This is a genomic window from Arthrobacter sp. Y81, from assembly GCF_002929335.1.
Lineage (GTDB): Bacteria > Actinomycetota > Actinomycetes > Actinomycetales > Micrococcaceae > Arthrobacter.
Genome location: NZ_PJIL01000111.1, coordinates 1 through 507, shown reverse-complemented (window position 1 = coordinate 507; position 507 = coordinate 1). Strand labels below are relative to the sequence as shown.

Here is a 507-nt window from a genome sequence, read left to right as displayed (position 1 = left end):
TGAAGCGCAACACGAAACCCGGCACCGCCTATCGGGCAACCTCCGCCCACATGCTCGCCTACGAGCGTGCCAGCCGGCCGAAACCGGCCAAACTCCACACGAATACCCTCTTGCGTGCGAAAGTGGAAGAGGACCTTGCCAAGAAGTATTCACCGGAACAGATCGCAGGACGACTGCGGGTTGAGTTCCCCGACCAGGAGGAGATGCGGGTGTCACCTGAGACGATTTACCAGTCCTTGTATGTCCAGTCCCGAGGCGCCTTGAATCGGGATCTGGCCGCGTGTTTACGCACCGGACGGGCCGTGCGCAAGCCGTGCCGCAAGGCCGGGCAGCGTAAGAACCGGATCCCGGGCATGATCAACATTTCCGAGCGTCCGCCCGAGGTAGAGGACCGTGCCGTACCTGGGCACTGGGAAGGGGATCTGATTATTGGCAAGGGCAACCAGACCGCCATCGGAACCCTGGTGGAGCGGACCACGAACTTCACCATGCTCGTCCACCTACCCA

At 61.7% G+C, this 507-nt stretch carries 1 protein-coding gene; it reads left to right on the top strand.

What is annotated here, in order from left to right; translation table 11 throughout:
* A partial coding sequence (locus CXQ91_RS24445; protein WP_146072450.1) for an IS30 family transposase occupies positions 1 to 507 on the top strand: 507 nt, incomplete at both ends.